Origin of the sequence: Diaphorobacter ruginosibacter, from assembly GCF_014395975.1 — a bacterium.
Classification (GTDB): Bacteria; Pseudomonadota; Gammaproteobacteria; order Burkholderiales; family Burkholderiaceae_C; genus Diaphorobacter_A; species Diaphorobacter_A ruginosibacter.
This window is the reverse complement of sequence record NZ_CP060714.1, coordinates 4,589,378-4,609,389: the sequence shown is the minus strand read 5'-3', so window position 1 is coordinate 4,609,389 and position 20,012 is coordinate 4,589,378. Positions and strand designations below refer to the sequence as shown.

The 20,012-nt window shown below is 60.7% G+C and carries 15 protein-coding genes and 2 pseudogenes; 4 read left to right on the top strand and 13 right to left on the bottom strand.

From position 1 onward, the window contains the following. The first annotated feature begins 825 nt into the window (after window positions 1-825). On the top strand, window positions 826-1,365 hold the full coding sequence (locus H9K76_RS20815; protein WP_187597172.1) for a hypothetical protein: 540 nt from the start codon (window positions 826-828) through the stop codon (window positions 1,363-1,365). A 147-nt stretch (window positions 1,366-1,512) separates the two neighbouring features. Continuing rightward, complete coding sequence (locus H9K76_RS20810) at window positions 1,513-3,759, top strand: hypothetical protein (protein ID WP_187597171.1); 2,247 nt, start codon at window positions 1,513-1,515, stop codon at window positions 3,757-3,759. A gap of 373 nt (window positions 3,760-4,132) precedes the next feature. On the opposite strand, the pseudogene H9K76_RS20805 reads toward H9K76_RS20810, so the two are convergent. Next, window positions 4,133-4,424: pseudogene (locus H9K76_RS20805) on the bottom strand (UvrD-helicase domain-containing protein); the annotation flags it as partial. 449 nt (window positions 4,425-4,873) lie between these two features. On the opposite strand from H9K76_RS20805, the gene H9K76_RS20800 reads away from it, so the two are divergent. Continuing rightward, window positions 4,874-5,524, top strand: coding sequence for a DUF1780 domain-containing protein (locus H9K76_RS20800; protein ID WP_187597170.1), 651 nt, complete (start codon window positions 4,874-4,876; stop codon window positions 5,522-5,524). Window positions 5,525-5,734: 210 nt separating this feature from the next. Here the strand turns inward: H9K76_RS20800 and H9K76_RS23525 are convergent. From H9K76_RS23525 to H9K76_RS20775, 6 genes and pseudogenes are all read right to left on the bottom strand, one after another. After that, a pseudogene (locus H9K76_RS23525) lies at window positions 5,735-5,925 on the bottom strand (IS66 family transposase); the annotation flags it as partial. A gap of 152 nt (window positions 5,926-6,077) precedes the next feature. Continuing rightward, window positions 6,078-6,695, bottom strand: coding sequence for a PaaI family thioesterase (locus H9K76_RS20795; RefSeq protein WP_246475181.1), 618 nt, complete (start codon window positions 6,693-6,695; stop codon window positions 6,078-6,080). A gap of 383 nt (window positions 6,696-7,078) precedes the next feature. Then, window positions 7,079-7,978, bottom strand: a complete 900-nt coding sequence (locus tag H9K76_RS20790; RefSeq protein ID WP_187597169.1) for a class I SAM-dependent methyltransferase — start codon at window positions 7,976-7,978, stop codon at window positions 7,079-7,081. Window positions 7,979-8,045: 67 nt separating this feature from the next. After that, window positions 8,046-9,044: a MerR family transcriptional regulator gene (locus H9K76_RS20785; protein WP_187597168.1), complete on the bottom strand. Its 999-nt coding sequence runs from the start codon at window positions 9,042-9,044 to the stop codon at window positions 8,046-8,048. 102 nt (window positions 9,045-9,146) lie between these two features. Continuing rightward, complete coding sequence (locus H9K76_RS20780; protein ID WP_187597167.1) at window positions 9,147-10,679, bottom strand: M81 family metallopeptidase; 1,533 nt, start codon at window positions 10,677-10,679, stop codon at window positions 9,147-9,149. Window positions 10,680-10,778: 99 nt separating this feature from the next. Beyond that, window positions 10,779-11,792 carry a Bug family tripartite tricarboxylate transporter substrate binding protein gene (locus H9K76_RS20775; protein WP_187597166.1) on the bottom strand — a complete coding sequence of 338 codons (1,014 nt, stop codon included), beginning with the start codon at window positions 11,790-11,792 and terminating at the stop codon, window positions 10,779-10,781. A gap of 114 nt (window positions 11,793-11,906) precedes the next feature. Here H9K76_RS20775 and H9K76_RS20770 point away from each other — a divergent pair, with 114 nt between their 5' ends. Then, window positions 11,907-12,797, top strand: a complete 891-nt coding sequence (locus tag H9K76_RS20770; protein ID WP_187597165.1) for a LysR family transcriptional regulator — start codon at window positions 11,907-11,909, stop codon at window positions 12,795-12,797. A gap of 141 nt (window positions 12,798-12,938) precedes the next feature. Here H9K76_RS20770 and H9K76_RS20765 read toward each other — a convergent pair whose 3' ends face one another. From H9K76_RS20765 to rtcR, 6 genes are all read right to left on the bottom strand, one after another. Further along, window positions 12,939-14,216, bottom strand: coding sequence for an MFS transporter (locus tag H9K76_RS20765; RefSeq protein ID WP_187597164.1), 1,278 nt, complete (start codon window positions 14,214-14,216; stop codon window positions 12,939-12,941). Between the two features lie 260 nt (window positions 14,217-14,476). Further along, window positions 14,477-15,220 (bottom strand): amino acid ABC transporter ATP-binding protein, encoded by a 744-nt coding sequence (locus H9K76_RS20760; protein WP_187597163.1) that lies wholly within the window; start codon window positions 15,218-15,220, stop codon window positions 14,477-14,479. Continuing rightward, entirely contained in the window at window positions 15,217-15,930 is a 714-nt protein-coding gene (locus tag H9K76_RS20755) for an amino acid ABC transporter permease (RefSeq protein WP_187597162.1), read from the bottom strand. The genes H9K76_RS20760 and H9K76_RS20755 overlap by 4 nt, the downstream gene beginning before the upstream one ends. Before the next feature lie 34 nt (window positions 15,931-15,964). After that, complete coding sequence (locus tag H9K76_RS20750; protein WP_187597161.1) at window positions 15,965-16,660, bottom strand: amino acid ABC transporter permease; 696 nt, start codon at window positions 16,658-16,660, stop codon at window positions 15,965-15,967. A 129-nt stretch (window positions 16,661-16,789) separates the two neighbouring features. Then, window positions 16,790-17,620, bottom strand: coding sequence for an ABC transporter substrate-binding protein (locus H9K76_RS20745; RefSeq protein ID WP_187597160.1), 831 nt, complete (start codon window positions 17,618-17,620; stop codon window positions 16,790-16,792). Window positions 17,621-18,212: 592 nt separating this feature from the next. Continuing rightward, entirely contained in the window at window positions 18,213-19,835 is a 1,623-nt protein-coding gene (gene rtcR, locus H9K76_RS20740) for an RNA repair transcriptional activator RtcR (RefSeq protein ID WP_187597159.1), read from the bottom strand. Window positions 19,836-20,012: the final 177 nt, after the last annotated feature.

The window sequence follows — 20,012 nt, the reverse complement described above, 5'->3', positions numbered from 1 at the left end:
AAGCTGCAGCATTGTCAGGCACCAAGAACAATTCATCCCATCGGAAAATTCCTTGATGGAGCATGCGAACTAGAAACATCTCACCGCTTAGGGGACGCCGAAGCCGGAAACGAGCGCGGTCAATGGCAACCTGAGAAATGCCACTCATGAGCTCGCGATGATGGAGCAGCGGCGTCGTAACAGTGGATGCTCCAACGGTACAACGTAACATCAGAAAGCGTGGTGGTACGGCCCAGTTGGCCATGTCTGTATGGAGTGGTATACGACCCAGTCCAAAGTTTCCGCCGTATGTGTTTAGCGGCTTTGTATGCGCGGCGTTAGCTGTGAGCGACTCTGTGGCTCGCCATACCCTTATGTGAAAGTCGACGGCAAGTTGGGCTGCCGCAAAATCACCATCTTCACCCGGGCAGTATTCCCCGAGGTCAACAAAGCCGTCACGGATAAGGTTTGTAAGAGGCATGACATGTTTCGACGAGGTCGAGATACCGCTTTGCGGTTGCAAAATGATACATGAAGGTTGACTTGTGAGGCGCTTCGCAGCTTTCAGAACCAGAATCTGCCAGCGTTTTCTCGAGTTGCTCTAGAAAAGGCTGGACCTTCACCGACAACGGCATCAAGCCCCAAATTTCCCCCGGCGTTACTGAGCCGTAGCCCCGGGATATTTGGAAATTGAAGTCGCCTGAGTGATGACCTTGATGCCGGTTTCTTTTTGAGGATTCGCAACGCCTGACGCAACTGGGTTACTTCGCTATCCCTTGGGCTAGGTCCGCAATCGGCCAGAAGCGGAATTCCAGCTAATGGACGCCAGCGTCGGCTTTAAGCTGATTGCAGACAGCCGTATTCGGCGACCCCTTAGCGCTTACTGGTCGCGTGAAACCTTTTGCGGGTCGGGGCGGGATGGTGGCTTTTAGCGGCTATAAAACATGCTGGCGTATTTCGTCTGCACGCGAATGCTCGCAATTGCGCAGCCGCTTCACTGGTCTAAGGGCCGTTTCGGGCCATAGCAGCGGGTATAAAAAAGGTCATGAATGTACCTGGATGGCGAATCGGTGCTGCGTTGGTGGCATCGGCTGGAAGCGTGAACGTGTGTTCCTCAACTTCATCTTTGCCGTCCAGCGCGGCGGCACCGACGACAAGGTCGTGGTGTTCGAAATGAAGGGGGAGCACCTGAAGAGTAATGACGACACGAACTACAAGCGCGAGGTTCTGCGATTGATGGCGGGCGTTTGTGCCGTCGAGCAGACGGCGAGGGGCGGTGAGTATGATCTGATGGTGTCGAACGGCACTGAGGTCACATGCGATCTCGTCATGCTCAAGGACTGGAAGCCTACTCTGCCACCGTTACTTTCAACTTCTCCCCCTTGAGTCGGAATCCTTGAGCCGCGACATTAGTGACAGCGCCTGCGCTCGCTGCTAGTAGCTAGTAGCTAGTAGCTAGTAGCTAGTAGCTAGTTCGATAAGTCTATATTCGAGTATCAAATTTCTATAATTAAACTCAAGGGAAAATGCACAATGCCTATCAAGCCTGTATCCGAAGATCTATTCCATTATGTCATGCGCGACATCCCTGGTGTGAGATTTGAGGCGTTTGCAAAGCTCGTGTTCGCCGCAATATATGGGGAAGAGTTCTTGCCCCTCGGAGGAATTCATGACGGAGGTGCTGACGGAGTTATGTCGGCCTACGTTCAAGAAGTTAAGGGTAAGGCAAAGACCTATATCCAGTTTTCGGCTACTGATGGGGATAAGGCTCAGGTCAAAATAAAGGACACGATTACGTCACTGAAAAAAGTTGGGCGAAATCCACTTCAACTGATTTACGCCACGAGCGAAGCTCTTCCAAAGGCTGACCTAACGGTTAGCGAAGCATTTGAACGGGATTCGGTGCTTGTCCAAGTCAGAGACTATGAGCGACTTAAAGGGTATGTAAATAGTGATCAGAAGGTCAATGATGCCTTCTATAAAGCATTTACAACCGAAATATCAGAACTTGCAACCGCTGCAAACTTGAGTCTACCTTCTGTTAGTGAATACGCGAATGATCCGACCGTTTATGTATTCTTGAATCACGAATTGCGTGACAGATTCTCACGTGACCACCTCAATAACCGTGTTCTTGATGCTTTGATATATTGGGCGCTCCGTGAAACTGACCCAGATAAAAATATTCGATTGAAACGCGAGATGGTGGGTTCCGCAATATGCAATATTTTTCCAGCCGCCAAATCAGTGTTGCTTCCAAACTTGAACAACAGGCTTGAGGAGTTAAGCAAGAAAGACGCTGCTGGATTGGAGCGGTTGCGTCACTATCGGAAGGACGATAGCTTTTGCCTTCCTTTTGAGATGAGAAGCACGCTTGCAGTAGAGGCAGCCGAATTTGAAGGTAGACAATCGCGTTTTCGCGATAGCCTTACTACGAGGCTTTCCGAAGAAGCAAAGGAGAGGCTAACACCTGCTGTCATTCAGGATTGCGTCGATCTCGTATTCGCAACTGTTCACCTTTATTTTGTGGATCAAGGTGTTGTACTAGCCGCATTTCTTGAAGGTCATCTAGAAACCATAAAACTTTCAGACCAAATTGTCGAAGATACTATGGTTAAGGCACTGGCGAAAATAAAGCACCGAGGCCGTATAACGCCGAATCTTTTCGGGACGTGTATTGGTATGCTTCGCGGCATTTTTTACAGAACGACTGCGCCGGAAAAGGAGTATTTGGCCTATTTATCGAGAACATCTTGTTTGTTAGTTACGATGCAGTCAGCCCCGAAGTTGCTGGAATATCTTAATAAGATGGGAGGAAACTTCAGACTGCTGGTTGGAACCGATCTACTTATAAAGTCCCTCTCTGAGCAGTATGTCGAGAAAGAATTCATGCAGGTTACAAACCTGCTGCTTGTGTGCAAACAATTAGGTGCTGATTTGATTCTGACTGAGCCAGTGCTTCAGGAGGTTTTTACTCACTTGCATGCTGTAGATCTGGAATTTCAGAATAACTATGCAAAGCAGGAGCCATATTTGCAAGCGGCAGAGATTGCGGAATGCAATCGAATTTTGATAAGAGCGTATCTGCACGCGAGCAGATCCAGTGCGGGGCCGAAAAATTGGCGCGCCTACGTCAACAATATGACTGACCCAGATGGTCTTCGTGGAAAATCTGGACTCGCCAGGACTGCGTTGCGTGGGGTCCTGGTACAGAGGTTCGGCATGAAATATATGTCAACCGAAGAGCTGGAAAAGACCGTACCAGCCCAGAAGGTTGAAGCGTTAGCAGAGCGATTGGGAAATGAACGAGGCTTGTACAAACACGTAGAACTGTCTAGGAATGATGCGCTGATGGTGTACGCGACATATGCGCAGCGCAGCAAGAATAACGAGGTTGGGATCTATGATGGATTCGGATTCCGAACTTGGTGGTTAACTAAAGAGACTCGCATTCTTTCAATGACGGGTGAGCTCGTGCAGGACCAGGGGGGTGTCCCGTACATCATGCGTCCTGAATTCATACTGAATTTCGTCGCTCTCGCTCCGAAGGCTGCAGACGTTCGGCAGGCTTTCTCAGTCCTCTTGCCCACTACGGCTGGCCTCCAGCTGGGTCAATACTTAGATGACTCTGTAATGCATTCGATGCTCAACGAGGTAGACGAATGGGCCAAGTTGCCACCTGAACGAGTCAGCGTGATCTTGGGTGAGAAGATAAACAGATTGACCCATGATAGATACAAGCAGTACGTGCACAACATCGGTGCTCTCGCTAACACATAGGCGGTGTAGTCGGTTGGAACCATGAACCGCCTTCGGTTGTGTGCGGTGTGCGGTGTGGGGGGTGATGGTCTAGAGAACGTCTCGTCCGCCGCTGCCGGTCTGTTGACACCCTTGATCGGTTAGATTCTGACGGCGCGGAGCAACTTCCCGGCAAGGATCGGTTCGCCACAGGCAAAGATCATGTTTGCGCAGATTTACAACAGCGATTTTGCAATTCAGGATGAGCGGGATGTGGTCTTGTATCTGAATGGAGAATCGGTGCTGAGTTGGTGCGGGCCATCTTTCCGACCGGTCCAACTTGTTCCGCTTGTTCGAACTGACCGCTTGGGGCGTTTCCACTGCCTTGGCGCTCTTGGCGGATTGCGCCGAACTAGCTAGGGAAGTCCAGGATGTTGCGCACCGTGGCACCGCGGAAGGCATAGATCGACTGCACAGTGACGCCGGCACCGCCGGGCTTCATGCCCAACAGAATAGCCACCTGCAGCTGGTTGGTATCCTGGTACTCGTCATCCAGCACATGGTTCAAAGCGGTTGGCCAGTTCTTCTGCCAGCACCGGCTCGGTGACCATCTCCGCCCAGAACAGCAGCAGGTCGTCGTAGTCCAACACACTCTGGGGTTGCTTGGCTTCGACGTAGCCGCGGAAAAGCGCCTGCAGCTCGCTTTCGCCGATAGTATCCGTTTGGGCTTGATTGGTGACAGTCAGCAAACCGCTGCATAGCAGACATCTGGGTTCGATGTGTGGATGACAGCAGTGGGTCGTAAAGCGACATCTGGAGTCGCGTCTGAGCCTTCAATCCTTAGACGGACGTCGGCTTCAAGGTATGCCTTCACGCTCGTGTCGTGGTTTGATGCACCATAAACCCGACGTTATCCTCAGATTCCGCGACTCTAGTCATGGGCGGCGGCAGTTCTTTGCACTTGTGCACAAGCAGCCGCTAAGGTGGACGGGAGAAATTTCTCAGCTATTGCTTCCTGTTTTCCCACTGTTAGGTTGCAGGCTGTCTGTTAACGGTTGATTTTTAAGGGTTGAGTTTCTCACCTTTTACATTCAACTACATTGCCTATGGTCATCAGCCTTACAGGGTTGACGGCCGTCTTTCGTAAACCTCTGCCATGGCCCGCTCCAAAGTACAAAAGCCTCCAGCACCTACTCAGCCTTTCACTCCAGACCCACCGGTCGAGGAATTGGGTGATGATTTGTTCTCGAGGCAGTTCAAGCCCTGGCGCGAATGGCATACCGCAGTCGATTTCCTGACCAACCTGCATATCGGTGTAGATGACGCTCAGGTGTTTTGCAGCCCGCAGGACCCGCCGGACGTGATCTATCAAGATGCTGCGTTCGAGATCAAAGAAATCATGGACGAAGGACGCCGCAGACATGACGAGGTCAAGCAGGCACGTCAAAAGGCGATTCGGCAGCCTATTTCTCATGACTACACGTCGAGGTCTGTGATTGATTTGCTGCCTGAGGATGCAGGGCAACTTGTCTTGGCACAGTTGGAGGTCTTGGCTGGACGCTACCAGTCAGAGGTGAGGGCCCACACCGACATGCTTTTCTACGTCAATAAACGGGACCATTGGTTTGATGATGGGCCGATGCCCAGCTCTGCGCTATTTGTCAGGTATGGCTGGCGTTCTGTTTCAGCAGTAGTTGCAAGCAGCGTGAGCTTAGTGTTCTATGCATCTGCCAGTGCACCCAAATTTCTGCAAGACAACTGCGGCAAAGTTCGGAAGCGGCACGAGCGCTTGATCGTCGACGCGTAAAACTGCGTCAAATGCTTGGCCGCAAGGCTTGTTGTCGGCAGGCAGTAGCGCGCAGATCATCCACAAGTACGTTTGGCCTGTTATGGCTCTTTGCCACAAGAGCAAAGTACGGTAACTGATGTTGAGATCGACGCCGATCTGGCAGCGGTAGGTGGTAAGTTTCCAGCCCTCCCATCTAGACAACGGGATGTGACACTCTGCCATGGCCCAAGCAGCAGCGACAAGCCTCCAATGATGCGGCAGCAGTTCCTCAATCCGGCTGGCTTTGTGTGTAGGCAGGCGGGTCCGCGCAGGCTTCCGGCGAACAGTCAGTTGTTTCGGCCCACGGCGATGGGCCGGATCTGGTTTTCGACCCAGCTGCTGTATACCGATAGTTGCCCGTCGACTGTAGATCGAATCAATACTGCTCGGCACCTGATCTCGGCCAACTGGCTTTTGCTAACGGAGTGCAAGTCAAAGAATTTGCGAGCATGGCGCACACCACCGATGCCCACCTACTGGGCGAACATTCCAAGCCCAGTATCTACGATCCTTGTCTGGCGAAGGCCACGGTTCACATCGCCAGAACCACCGTGCCTTGGGCTATGGCACATAATTTTCGTGCTTGCCCATCGGTAACGTAGACCTCACACTGGCAGACGGCCATGCGTTTTCCTGCGTTGCGTGCCTGAGCACAGGCAATCAGCCGTGCGCCAATGGCCGGACGAACATAGTTGATCTTGAATTCCGCAGTCAGAGCATTGCCACCCAGGGCGATCCCTCCGGCAAAGGTAATAGCGTTGTCCGCAAGGTAGCTCACAACGCCTCCATGGGCAAAGCCATGTTGCTGTTTGTGGTGCTCTTGGAGGACGAGGGCAATTTCCACCCCATCCTCCGATGAAGCGACCAATTCAGCGCCTATGTACCGGCTGAATGGTTGAGACAAGAAAACCTGCTTGGCAAATTCTTGAATATTTTCCATTGGAAACACCTTCCCAAAAGCCGAGAGTTCTACATACCCCTGTCGGTAGCGGAACACATCAAGCGAACCCGTGGAGAATTCTAAGAAGTTACGTCGGGCCCGGTGTTTCAATTTATCTTGCATGATCGGCATCGTGATTAGAGAATCACATTGAGACCATTGATCTGAATATCTATCAAAAATTGAATTGAACATGAAACTGCCAACCATGCAGCAGTGTTTTCAAGATGTCAGCATGTGCATGCAAGAATGATCCCGGGTATTCCATCAATCAACCAATCGGAAAACAGCATTAAGACGAAAAAAGGAAAAGCACCAGCATGAGCTTCTTTCTTGCAATGAAGGGGGCTTGAATCGCCCCGGGTTTTCTAGACACCTCTGAGCCTCAAACCTGAGGCCCAATAGGAGGTGCCTGCTCTCGTCACCTGTGCCAAGGCAACGTGGGCGTTTCCATCTACATCTCACTGGACATGCCGGTGCCAATGCTCAAGATCGCAAAGCAGCCATTGGTGAATTTCCGGTGCCAGCCTGAAGCAGACCTGCGCGCTTCTCCCTCAACGCAATCGCAGAGGCAGTGCGCATCATCAGTTCAGTCACCTCCCCACCTCCCTAACCGCACTCAAATACCGAAATCCCCCACCCGCAATCTGCAGCCCGTCCCTCCGCCCCGCAAAATAACGCGCATTCAGCTCCGCGGGCCCCAGGTCCTCCTCCACCTCAAAGCCTGCGCCTGTGAGCAGCTCGTTCATATGCTGAGGCGTACAGGAAGAGCGCCATGGCTCGCCGCCTGCGGCCATCATGCTGGCGGTGTACTGCATCATGAGCCGCTCGATGGGGTTCAGCTGCGCTTCGTCCAGCCGGTAGTCGAGCGTGATGGTCGAGCCTGCAGGCAGTTGGCGGAGTGCATCGATCTGGCGTTCGACGGCGGCGTTGTCGAAGTAGACGAGCAGGCCCAGCATCGACAGGCTGATTGGGCGGGAGAGGTCGGCACCGCCTGGGGTGGCCAGGCTGACCATGACTGTCGTCTCGCGCAGGTCGGTGCCGACGTGTCGCAGATTCCGGGGCGTCGTCCATCCATTCCCGGCGTACAGGCGCGTCTTCCATTCCTGCATCGGCGGCTGGTCGAGTTCAAAGGCGGTGACGGCGGGTAGCGTGTGTGCCATGCGCAGGGCCCAGGTATCCAGGCCTGCGCCGACGATGGCATATTGCTCCGTGCCCATGGCAATGGCGCGCAGCAGCCTGTCTTCGGCGAAGCGCTGGCGGGCGATGATGCCCGCGCGCAGGGAGCGTGACGCGATGTCGTTGTGCGCCAGCGGGTCGCGCAGAAGCGATGCGGCGGTGGCGCTGCCCAATGACGCGATCGCGTAAGGGTCTTGGAAGAGCCGATCGTCCTCGAGGATCTGGTGCGCGGCGCGTGCCGTGGCTACGCGCAGGGCGGAAGGGCTGGGGCACCCGGTGGCAAGCGGGTTGGTGGGCGCTGCTGGAGGGTTCATCAAGTCGGTACTCCTTCTGAGTGGGTTGGACAGAGGGAGTACGTTCAGGCATGACGCAACGTGAGGGTCAAGCAGGCACGGCGTCGAGATATTTTCTGAGAGCCGGCGTCACGAAGTGCCCTTGCGCCAGGAGAGGCTCGCTGGCATGGGCCTGCGCGAGCCGGGCGGCCAGCGCCGGGTCGTGGCGGACCGTGCGGGCGGCAAGTTCCCGGTATTCCCCCAGAAGCGCACGCGCAGCCTTGGCGTGGGGCGGCACGCCGCGCGCCAGCAGTTGTTCTCCCCTGGCGGCGAATGCCTCCCATGCGGGGGCGGTGGTGCCGTCCAGGCGGTTCAGTTCTTGCGGCGTCAGGTGGCGCTGCAATGCGGCCAGCCGCAGTGCGACGGCCTGCTCCAGATAGCCGATGAGCGCGGGCGCCAGCCCTGCGTGGAGCGCCGCTTCGGGCGCTTCGCGGTGCATTCGCGCCCACTCGAGGATGACCGCCAGCCGGCCCTGGAACACCTGCATGGCCACGTTCATCCACCGCTGCGCGAGCAGCTGCACCTGTGCCGTGTCGACCGGCTCGGCCTGGGCACGGCAGCGCTCCAGTGCGTCGGCGATGGGCTGCCATTGCTTGCAGGCGCGGCGCCAGCGCGCGAGCAACTGGCGGGAGCCGCCGCCGGACAGGTAGCGCTGATGGGTTTCCAGGAGGCGGATGCCTTCGAGCAGGTCGTCCGGCGAGGCCGCCTTGTCCGAGACGGCCTGCTCAAGGAACTGCAGCTTCTCCCTGAGCGCCCTCGCCTGCTCCTGCACACGAGCCGCTTCGGCGATCTGGCCGGCCAGGAGTTGCCGGGGCGTGACGCCTCGGCCCGACAGCGTGGCGGCAATCGCGTCGAGGCTCAGCCCCAACTGCTTGAGCGACTGCACGGCGTGCAGGCGCTGGATGTCCTCCGCGCTGTACAGGCGGTATCCCGATTCGCTGCGGGCGCCGGGGCACACCAGGCCGATGCTGTCATAGTGGTGCAGGGTGCGCACGGTCACGCCTGCGCGGCGCGCAACAGCGCCGATCGTCAAATGAGTGGACGGCACGGGTCATCCTCTTGCGTCTGGCATTCGGATGCATCGGCCTCCCATGTGCGCATGCGTCACATGCTTGCCCCGGGCAGGCCGCATCCGGCTTGGGCGCGTACTTTACCGCGCCGCCTGCACCAATCCGTCGCCGTCGGTTGCGGTGGTCTCCTGGTCCAGTGGATAGATCGGGCGCGACAGGTGCTCGAACGGGAACAGCCCGTAGTCCGAGCTGCAGACGCCCGGCCCGCTCACCAGCACGACGTGGCGCGCGAAGGGGCCGAAGCCCGCGCGGAAATGCTGGCGCGACTTGATCAGCACGTATTTCACCTGGGCGGGATCGATGCCCGCGTGGGTGAACAGGCCGATGTCGTAGGGCTCCTGCGGGCGCTCGGAGATGAACACGCGTACCGACTCGCCGATGCGCAGCACCACGGTGCGGCCCAGGCTCAGCGTCATGCCGGTGAACATCGGCCCGGTGATGGTGTAGTTGCCGTCGGTGAGCTTCTCGATCACCCCCGTCAGCCGCAGCGGCTTGCCGGTGAGCTGGAGCGCGGGCATGTCGATCTTGCCGCCCACGTCCACCGTCACCTCGTCGCCGATGCGCTTCTCGAACAGCTCGGCCACGCAGGCCGGATCGCAGAACGGGCCGGCGACCACGTCCTCCAGCCCCTGGCGCAGCACTTCCTCCAGCACGTCCATGATGTCGGTGGTGCCGCCGGCGCCCGCGTTGTCGCCATGGTCGACCAGGATGACGGGGCCTTCCGGCAGGCTTTTCGCATGGGCGATGGACTCGGCCACGGGTTCGGTGGGAAACACGAAATCGGCGCGGCGCGACCATGCCAGGTCGCACAGCTCGTCCAGCAGCGCCTGCGCGGCCGGCATCTTGTCCCTGTCGGCGACGATGACGATGGACAGCCCTGCATACGGGATGTCCGACAGCGGAAAGCCGCCGAACACCGATGCATTGCGCACCAGTCCGTCCCGCTCTGCCTGCATTGCGCGGTCCATGATGTCCTTCATCGGCTGCATCGCGGGCGTCTGGCGCAACATGTGCGTGAGCATGGGCAGGCGCCGCCACAGGATCACCGGCTCGCTGCGCCGCTCGAGCAGCGCGCGGATGCTGCGCCCCACGCGTGCGCCGGTCTCGTACACGTCGATGTGCGGATAGGTGCAGTAGCCCGCGATGGCGCTGGCATGCGCAATCAGCTCGCGGCTGAAGTTGGCGTGGAAGTCGAGGGCCACGCCCACCGGCACGTCGGCCCCCACGGCCGCGCGCACGCGGCGCAGCAGCTCGCCTTCTGCGTCGGGGAAGCCGTCGGCCACCATGGCGCCGTGCAGATCCAGCAGGACCGCGTCGCAGCCGCCGGACACACTGGCAACCACGGTGTCGCAGATATGCTCGAATGCATCGCGCGTGACCACGCCGCTGGGCACCGCGTTGGCGCAGATCGCGAATTCCACCTCGGCACCCATCTCGCGCGCCATGTCCATGTAGGCCGCCGCGGCGCTGTTGGTGCCGGCGCAGGCCTTGGCCGCCGCCTCGCCATAGGCAGGCCCGCCCGGCCCCGTTCCCCGGCGGAAGTCACCCAGCACGGTGGGCACCGGCGAGAAGGTATTGGTTTCGTGGCGGATCAGTGCAACGACGAATTTCATCTGGCGCGGGCTTTCTCTTGGATCGTCTGACAGGGATTGGCTGGGCGGAGCGGGAAGTGCGAGAGGTGCAGGCAAACTGGACGGAAGGCGAACGCGCACTTACTGCTTTTCAAGCCCGGACTTCTCCACCAGGACGCCATAGCGCCGGGTCTCCTGGAGCAGGAATGCCTTGGCCTTGGCAGGCTCCGTCAGCACGGACTCGATGCTCAGGGTGTCGATCGTCTTGAGGTAGTCCTCCTCGGCAGACGATGTCTTCAGGATCTCGTAGAGCCTGTCCACGATGGCCTGCGGCGTGCCGCTGCGCACCACCACCGACTGGTTCGACTGCACGGTCAGCGCCTTCGGATCGCTTTCGTTCTGCGTGATGGCGTTCGGGAATTCCTTCACGCCCTTGCTGCGCATGATCACGAGAGGCGCCACGCGGCCGCTGCGGGCATGGGCGATCGAGGAACCGACCACGTCCACATGCCCGTCGATCACGCCGCCGATCAGGTCGGTCACGGCGGGCGCCGAGCCACGGTAGGGAACGATCTCGAAATCGAGCCCGTTCTCGCGGCGCCAGCTGTCCAGCGCCAGGTAGGCGGCCCCGCCCACCGTGTTCACGCTGATCGACAGCTTGCCGGGCTTGGCGCGCATGGCCTTCACCAGGTCGTCGAAGGTCTTGTAGGGGCCGTTCGCGTTCACGATCAGCCAGTGGGGGTAGGTGTTGAGCACGGTGACCGGCGTGAAGTCCTTGTCGCCGTCGTAGCGCGGATTCTTCAGCAGCCAGTGGTTGATGTTGAGCGTGTTGTCGCTCGCGAGCAGCAGCGTGTGGCCGTCGGGTGCATCGCGCATCACGCTGAGCGCGCCGGGCACCGTCGCGCCTCCGGAGACGTTTTCCACATACACGCTGATCTTCGGAAACGCCTTGCCCAGCTTGAGCGCCACGAGGCGGCCCATGATGTCAGCCGTGCCGCCCGGCGGATAGGGCACCACCACCTTGATCGACTTGCGCGGCCAGTCGAGCGACTGCGCCATCGCGCCGTTCAGCGCCGTGGTCATGCCCAGGGCGGGCAGCAGGCAGGAGGTCAGGGCCAGGCGCAAGACCCGGCGGCGGTTGTGTCGTTGTTGCATGCGTGTCTCCAAAGGGTGTGGCTGCCGTTTCCAGGCGCAGGACGCGACGCAGTGTAGACAGGCATATTTGTACTGTCTAATATATATTCAGACTAGGTTTTATACAGAAACTATATGGACGAGCATCGCCTGAAATGCTTCATCGCCGTGTATGAGCAAGGCAGCGTCTCCGCAGCCGCCGCGCGCCTGCACATGACGCAGCCACCGCTCAGCATCCTGCTGCGCAAGCTGGAGGACGAACTGGGCGTGACCCTGTTCGACCGCAGCGGCCACCGCCTGGCGCCCACCGCCGTTGGCGAACTGTTCTACCTGCGCGCCAAGGCGCTGCAGGCCAGCCTGCAGGCGATGCGCCGCGAGCTGCGCGAGGCCGAGCACGGCGCGCGCGGCACCGTGCGCATCGGCTGCGCCACGGCGGCCAGCCTGTTCATCATGCCCAGCGTGATGCAGCACATCGCCGAGCAGCAGTTGAACGTGACCGCCCACGTCCACGAGGGCGAAACCGGCTACATGCTGCAGCGCCTGCGCGAGCGCAACCTGGACCTGATCATCTGTCGCAGCCAGTACATCGCACCCGAATTCGAGAACCGCGTGGTGATGGACGAGCCCCTGCGCGTCGCCCTGCCCCCCGACCATCCGCTGCACGCCAGCGACCAGCCGATCCACATCGAGGACCTGCGCAACGAGCGCTTCATGCTGCACAACTCGCTGCTCGGTACCGGCATCACCGACATGCTGATGCGCAGCTGCCACGAGGCTGGTTTCTCGCCCGAGGTGATCTACACCGGCGTGGAAACGCTGCCCATGCTGCTGATGGCCCAGAAGGGCCTGGGCATCGCGTTCACGCCGGAGCGCTTTTCCACCCTGGGCCTGCAAGGGCTGCCCGCGCTCAAGCCGCTTGCGGACACCCGCCTGCGCACCCACCTGAACGTGATCTGGCACCGCCACCACCCGCTGTCACGGGCGGCCGAGCGCCTCAAGGAGTTTGTGGTTCAGCGGTTCGCGTGAGAGAGGGCGGGAAGGCGCAATGCGGCCAGTCCCTCGCAATTTCCCCACACCTGCCCCACAGTCAGCCAACAACTCGCCCCAAGCTTCCCAACAGGCTTATCCACAGGCTGCCGGCTTGCTTGTTCGCGCCCGGTTCTCCGGTTAATCCAGCTCCTTGCCCTTGAGCTCGGGCACCAGGAACGCCGTGGCCACCATGTCCAGCACGTAGATCGCGGCCAGTGCCGCCACGGCCACCTGGAAGGAATAGGCGGTCACCAGTGCGCCCACCACCACCGGGCCGAAGCCGCCGATGCCCCGGCCGATGTTGAAAAGCACGTTCTGCGCGGTGGCCCGTGCCTCGGTGGGATAGGCCTCCGACATCAGCGCGCCATAGCCGCCGAGCATGCCGTTCACGAACAGGCCCAGCACGGCGCCGGCCCAGAGCATCTGGGTGGGGTCGGTGAGATTGGCGTAGAGCAGCACCATCACCACCGATCCAGCCTGGAACAGCAGGAAGCTGGGCTTGCGGCCGATGCGGTCGGCGAGATGGCCGAAGATGTAGATACCGGCCATCATCCCGAGGATGGTGACCGCCGTCCACAGCGACGACTTGGTGAGGTTGAAGCCGAGCTGCTTGGAGAGGAAGCTGGGCATCCAGATCATGATGCCGTAGTAGCCGAAGTTCTGCACCGAACACAGCACGACGATGCCGGCGCTGATCTTGGCCGTGGCCTTGTCCTTCACCAGCAGGCGGAATGCATTGGCCCTGCCCGCCCCGCCGCGCGCAGCGCTGGCCTTGCGAACGAAGACTTCGGGCTCGTGCAGGCGGTTGCGGATCACCCATGCGACGACGGCGGGGATCACACCCACGAGGAACATGCCGCGCCAGCCGATCTGCGGCAGCAGCAGCGGCGTGAGCAGCGCCGCGGCGAGCACGCCCACCTGCCAGCCCAGTCCCACATAGGACGACACGCGCGCGCGGTGGCGTGCGGGCCAGGCCTCGGCGGCCAGCGCCATGCCGATGCCGAACTCGCCGCCCAGGCCGATGCCCGCGATGGTGCGGTAGGCCAGCAGGTCCCAGTAGCCCTGCGCGAAGGCGCACAGGCCGGTGAAGACCGCGAACAGCATGATGGTCCAGGTCAGCACGCGGATGCGGCCGTAGCGGTCGCTCAGGGCGCCGAACACAATGCCGCCGAACACCGCGCCCACCAGGGTCCAGGTGACCAGCGAGCCGGCCTGGCCGGGGGTGAGGTGCAGGTCCGCCGAGATGGCCTGGAGCATGAAGCCCAGGATCAGCAGGTCGAAGCCATCCATCGCGTAGCCGACGGCCGAGCCGAGCAGGGCCTTCCAGCTATAGGCGTCGACCTCTGTGACTGCGCCTCGGGCAGGCGCGTCGGCGTGGGTGCCCTGCGGCAGGGCGGTGCTGTTGTTATTGTTCATGCAATGGGGTCCTTGGACTGGCTGTGAGCGACGGCGCCACGGGCGCGCTCCTCCCATCCAGGCGTGCAAATAGGACGCACCACGGACGTACCGACGAGGCGCGCACGTCATCGCCGGCAAGCGCATGCCTGCCGACGGATAGGGAGGGGGGAGTGCCGAACGGAGCGAATCGGGGCGCAATTGTCTCAGGTTCGGCGACGATGCGCCTTTGCTCGGGTACTGCCCTGGCGCGCGACCGGAGCGCGCCCTGGCATTCCGCGCTATGACGTCTTCTCGAACGGCGAGCGGATGTCCGACAGGAACTTCTGCGTGCGTGGGTGCTGCGGACGATTGAAGAAATCCTGGGGCGTGGCACGCTCCAGCACCGCGCCCTGGTCCATGAAGATCACGCGATCGGCCACCTCGCGGGCAAAACCCATTTCGTGGGTCACGCAGACCATGGTCATGCCGTCGCGTGCCAGGTCGCGCATCACGAGAAGCACCTCGCCCACCATTTCCGGATCGAGCGCGCTGGTGGGCTCATCGAGCAGCATGAGCGGCGGCTTCAGCGTGAGCGCGCGCGCGATCGCCACGCGCTGCTGCTGCCCTCCGGAGAGCTGGCTGGGAATGGCCGCCGCCTTGTGCGCAAGGCCCACGCGCTCAAGCAGCGACATGGCGCGCTCCCGGGCCTCGGCCGCCGACAGCTTGCCGAGCTGGATCGCCGCAAGCGTGCAGTTCTCCAGCACCGTCAGGTGGGGAAACAGGTTGAACTGCTGGAACACGAAGCCGATGCCCGCGCGCAGCACGTTCACGTCGAGCCTGGGATCGTGGATGTCCTGGCCGTCGAGGACGATGTTGCCGCCCTGGATCTCCTCCAGCCGGTTGATGGTGCGGATCAGCGTGGACTTGCCCGAGCCCGAGGGGCCGCAGACCACGACCACCTCGCCGGTCCCGATGGTTTCGTTTACATCGACCAGCGCGTGGTATTCGCCATACCACTTGTTCACGTTCTTCAATTCAATCATGCTGCAACCTTGGGGGCGATGCGATTGCCGAGGCCTTTTCGCTCCAGCCGTTTCTCGATCCACTGGGCCACCCGCGACAGGCCGAAGCACAGCACGAAGTAGGTCAGGCCCAAAATGCCGAAGACTTCCGCCGGCTTGGTGAAGACCAGCGAGTTGATCTGCGTGGCGATGAAGGTGACCTCGGCCAGGCCGATGATGTAGCCCAGCGACGTCTCCTTGATCGTGGAGATGAACTGGTTCACCAGCGAGGGCAGCGAATTGCGCAGCGCCTGCGGCAGGATCACGGTGCGCATCGCCTTCATGTAGGACAGGCCCAGCGAGCGCGCGCACTCCATCTGCCCCCGGGGCAGGCCGTTGATGCCGGCGCGCACGATCTCCGCGAGGTAGGCCGCATCGAACACCACCAGCGCGATCAGCATGGTCCAGAACTGGTCGGTCTTCACGCCCGTCACGCTGGGCAGGAAGAAATAGGCCCAGAACACCACCATCAGCAGCGGCATGCCGCGCACCACGTAGACGAACGCCGTCACCGGCAGGCGCAGCCAGCGGTAGGGCGACACGCGCATCAGGCCGAAAGCGAGGCCGAGCGGCATCGACAGGATCAGGCCCATCACCGCCAGGATCAGCGTGAGCGCCAGCCCGCCGAGCGGGCCCTTGGGGTATTGGCCGACCAGGAAGTACAGCCAGTATTGTTGGATGAGTTCCAGCATGGGTTCGTGTTCTCCGTTGGCGTTGGCGCGCGCGTCACATGGTGCGCACGGGCCAGCGGTGCTGGAACCAGTTGGCGATGCCGGTGATGATGAGCGACACCCCGAGGTAGGCCACGCTGACGAACGCGAAGGCCTCGAAGCTGCGGAACGACTGGCTCTCGACCTGGCCGGCCTGATACATCATCTCGGCCGCGCCGATCACCGTGGCGATCGAGGTGCCCTTCCAGAGGTTGAGCGTCTGCGAGATCAGCGGCGGCACGGTGAGGCGGAAGGCCTGCGGCAGGATCACAAGGCGCATCGCGCGCATGTACGAGAGCCCGAGCGAGCGCGCCGCCTCCATCTGCACGGACGGAACCGCGCGGATGCCGCTGCGGATGTCCTCCGCCATGTAGGCCGCCGTGTACACGCCCAGCGCGACCACGGCGCAGATCGACTCGACCGGGCCCTCGTAGAGCGCCTCCTTGACGCCCTGGGGCAGCATCTCGGGCACGCCGAAATACCAGAACAGCATCTGCGCGAGCAGCGGAATGCTGCGCACCACTTCCACATAGCCGGTGCCGAAGGCCCGCAGCGGCTTGTAGGGCGAGAGCCTGCACAGCGCGATCACCAGACCGAGGGGCAGCGCTATCCAGAAGCCGTAGAAAAGGTACTGCAGCGACATCTTGAGGCCCGCCACCAGCATGTCGTGGTACTGGCCCGAGATGAGCATCTGCGGATCGAAGGTCGTCATATCTGCGCCGTTGCCGCGCGCCGGCCCCGCCGGTGGCGCGTCACATCAAAACAAAACACGATGGGCCGCAGGTGCCGCAGCCGTCGACCGCCATCGGCGGGGGCTTGCGGCGGCCTGCAGGCGCCATCCTCACTCGTCGATCTTGTCGCTGTCGATCTTGAAACTGCGCTTGCCCATCTTCAGGCTGCTCTTCTGGCCGAACCAGTGCTCGTACAGGTTCTCGGCCTTGCCGCTCGACTCAAGCTCGCGCAGCGTCTCGTCCACGACCTTCTTGAACTCGGCCTCGCCCTTCCTGATGCCAAGCGCCAGCGGCTCGACGCTGATGTTGGCGGGCAGGATCTTGTACTCGGTGCGCTTGTCGCCCAGTTCCACCATCGCGCGCACCAGGCTCATCTCGTCGTTCACGAAGGCCACGGCCTTGCCCTGCTGCATGGCGACCAGCGCCTGCGGCGAGGTGTCGAACGAGATCACGTTGGCGGTCGGCACGGCCTTCTTGATGTTCACTTCCATCGAGCTGCCCTTGGCGGTCGCCACGCGCTTGCCGGCGAGTTCGGGCACGTCCTTGATCGGGTTGTTCGCCTTGACCATCACCTTCTGGCCGGTGATGAAGGTGGTCAGCGAGAAGTCGATCTGGCCCTCGCGCTCCTTGTTGTGCGTGAGCGATGCGGCCAGCAAATCGATGCGGCCCTGCTGCAGCTCGGGGATGCGCGCCGCCAGCGTGATCTGCTTGAAGACCGGCTTCACGCCCAGCTTCTGCGCCACGGCACGGCCCATGTCCACGTCGTAGCCCACCAGTTCGCGCGTCTTGGGGTCGATGAAGCTCAGCGGCTCATCCGTGCCCAGCACACCCACTACCAGTTCGCCCTTTTTCTTGATGTCGGAAAGTTGATCGGCATGGGCCATGCCGCAAACCATGGTCAGGCTGGCGATGGTGGCCGCAGCCAACAGACGGATCTTCATAGTGAACCACTCCTTGAATTTGCAAAAACAACTGCTCGCCCCGGTTCAGGCGACGCCGATTGTGTGGGTGCCCACTGCGGCGCTTGAATACGCCGATGGTGATCGATCATCGATCCGTGACATATGTCAGCAGTGTGGCAGCCACCGTTCGCCTGCACTTTACCAGCGGCCGAATCCGCCTTGGGGACTCGCAAACCCCATGCGTTGCGCCCGCCCCACCGCGCCGCGAAGCGCCTGTAAGACGTAGAAATCCTCAAGCCATGCAGAGGTTATGCACATGGTTATCACAAGCCTTTTCCACAAATGGTCTCGGGAATCCAGGCAAAAGAGCGTCGTTCCGGTACACCGCAGCGCCCGCAGGATCAGGTGTTTCTGTCAGTCTCTTCCCACAAAGTTATTCACAGTTCACTGGTCGGCGAAGTGACCCACTCCGCCCACTCCGAAGGCTGCCATTTTGTTGCTGCAAACCATTGAATTCAAAGGAATTCGTACCACGACATGCATGTTGATGAACTGTGCATAAATGGGGGTTTTCTGTTGATGAGTTTGTTGAACAAGCCGCTGCGGGCACCGAACTTGTCAACAATGTCAACTAGGCAGGCTCCCGCACCACATCGTCCCAACGCAGGTCGAACTTGCCCAGATATTTGCGCAAGCGATCAGCATCGTTGACGACGGCACGCTGCTCGCGCGACTTGTCGAACAGCCGGCGCCCCGCTTCCGACAACGTGCGGGACTGGCGGCAGACCTGGATGACCGACTGGAGCTGCAGCCGGTCGAAGCAGTCGAGCCCTGCCAGCACTCCGGGCGCGAGCAGTTCATCCAGCCCCGCATCGGCAGGCGCGCGCGCATCTGGCGCGCCGCCCTGTGCGTGCTGCCACAGCCAGCGCAGGCGGCTGGTCTCGGCCGCCACCTGGTCGACGGAAATGCGCCCGCCCTCGGCCAGCGTGGCCAACCGCGTGACGCTGGCCGCCAGATCGCGGAAATTGCCGCTCCACGGCGCCTCGCCCGATCGCGCGAACTGGAGGTAGGCCGCACGCGCCTCGGCATTGAAGCGCACGGCATGGCCGGTCTCCGCCGATGAGCGCGCCAGCATGTGGTCCATGTTGGGCTCGATGTCCTCGGGCCGCTGCGCCAAGCCCGGCAGGGTGTAGGACCACAGGTTGATGCGCGCGAAAAGATCTTCCCGGAAGCGGCCCTCGGCCACATCCACGCGCAGGTCGCGGTTGGTGCCCGCCACGAGCTGAAAGTCGCTCGTCACCTCCTTGTCGCTGCCCATCGGGAAGAAACGCTTTTCCTCCACCGCCTTGAGCAGCATGGCCTGCTCGTCGAGCCCCAGTTCGCCGATTTCATCAAGGAACAGCACGCCGTGGTGCGCCGCGCGCAATAGGCCCGCGCGGTCCGCCGCCGCGCCCGTGAAAGCCCCCTTCTTGTGGCCGAACAGCGTGGAGGCCGCACCGTCGCCGCGCAGCGTGGCGCAGTTCACCTCGACGAAATCACCTTCGATCTGGTGGCGCGACTTCTTCAGCTCGAACATGCGGCGCGCCAGGTGCGACTTGCCCGCGCCCGTCGGCCCGGTGAACAGGACAGGCGCCCGCGAACGCACCGCCACGCGCTCGATCTCCTCGATCAACCGGTTGAACCGCGCATTGCGCGTGGCAATGCCGCTTTTCAGGAACTCGATCGCCTCTTCCTTGGCCTGGTGGAAGCGCTGCGCGAGCACGTCGTAGCGCGAGAGATCCAGGTCGATCAGCGTGAACTCGCCGGCGGCACCCTCCACCTGCTTGCGCGGCGGCGAGGTCTGCAGCAGCACACCCGGAATCTGGCGCGATTCCACCATCAGGAACATGCAGATCTGGGCCACGTGCGTGCCGGTGGTGATATGCACCCAGTACTGCTCGTTCTCGGGGTCGAACGCATAGCCGCGCACCCAGTCGTAGATGGCCGCGTACATCTCGCCGAAGTCCCAGGGGTCGTTGACCTCCAGCGGGATCAGGCGCACCTCGGTCTCGGGAGACACGTTGGCGATGTCCTTCACCAGCGTATCGGCCAGCGACCGGTAGCGCACCGAGTAGAGCAGGTCGAGGCGATCGATCTGCGTGTCCTCGTGCTGCACCAGCGACACCGTGGGCCGCCACTTCGACCAGCGGCCCGCACCCAGGCCGGAGTCGAGCTGCGTTCCGATGAAGCCTATCGCGACGGTTTTCTTGGCCATATCCAATTTTCTAATTCACTATCTTTAATTCTAGTTTTATTCACAAACGAAGTTGCAATTTTTTTAGGCAATCTTCCGAATAAAGAAATTTATCAAATGAAATCAATAAGTTATACAAACCAAGCGCCATGAGGAGAAAGTTGGCACACCCGTTGCAATAAAGAAGGCACAACACAA

Coding starts and splice junctions, on each gene's coding strand:
- H9K76_RS20810 (WP_187597171.1), top strand. CDS start 1,513: ATGCCTATCAAGCCTGTATCCGAAGATCTATTCCATTATGTCATGCGC.
- H9K76_RS20800 (WP_187597170.1), top strand. CDS start 4,874: ATGGCCCGCTCCAAAGTACAAAAGCCTCCAGCACCTACTCAGCCTTTC.
- H9K76_RS20795 (WP_246475181.1), bottom strand. CDS start 6,695: ATGGTTGGCAGTTTCATGTTCAATTCAATTTTTGATAGATATTCAGAT.
- H9K76_RS20790 (WP_187597169.1), bottom strand. CDS start 7,978: ATGAACCCTCCAGCAGCGCCCACCAACCCGCTTGCCACCGGGTGCCCC.
- H9K76_RS20780 (WP_187597167.1), bottom strand. CDS start 10,679: ATGAAATTCGTCGTTGCACTGATCCGCCACGAAACCAATACCTTCTCG.
- H9K76_RS20775 (WP_187597166.1), bottom strand. CDS start 11,792: ATGCAACAACGACACAACCGCCGCCGGGTCTTGCGCCTGGCCCTGACC.
- H9K76_RS20770 (WP_187597165.1), top strand. CDS start 11,907: ATGGACGAGCATCGCCTGAAATGCTTCATCGCCGTGTATGAGCAAGGC.
- H9K76_RS20765 (WP_187597164.1), bottom strand. CDS start 14,216: ATGAACAATAACAACAGCACCGCCCTGCCGCAGGGCACCCACGCCGAC.
- H9K76_RS20760 (WP_187597163.1), bottom strand. CDS start 15,220: ATGATTGAATTGAAGAACGTGAACAAGTGGTATGGCGAATACCACGCG.
- H9K76_RS20755 (WP_187597162.1), bottom strand. CDS start 15,930: ATGCTGGAACTCATCCAACAATACTGGCTGTACTTCCTGGTCGGCCAA.
- H9K76_RS20750 (WP_187597161.1), bottom strand. CDS start 16,660: ATGACGACCTTCGATCCGCAGATGCTCATCTCGGGCCAGTACCACGAC.
- H9K76_RS20745 (WP_187597160.1), bottom strand. CDS start 17,620: ATGAAGATCCGTCTGTTGGCTGCGGCCACCATCGCCAGCCTGACCATG.
- rtcR (WP_187597159.1), bottom strand. CDS start 19,835: ATGGCCAAGAAAACCGTCGCGATAGGCTTCATCGGAACGCAGCTCGAC.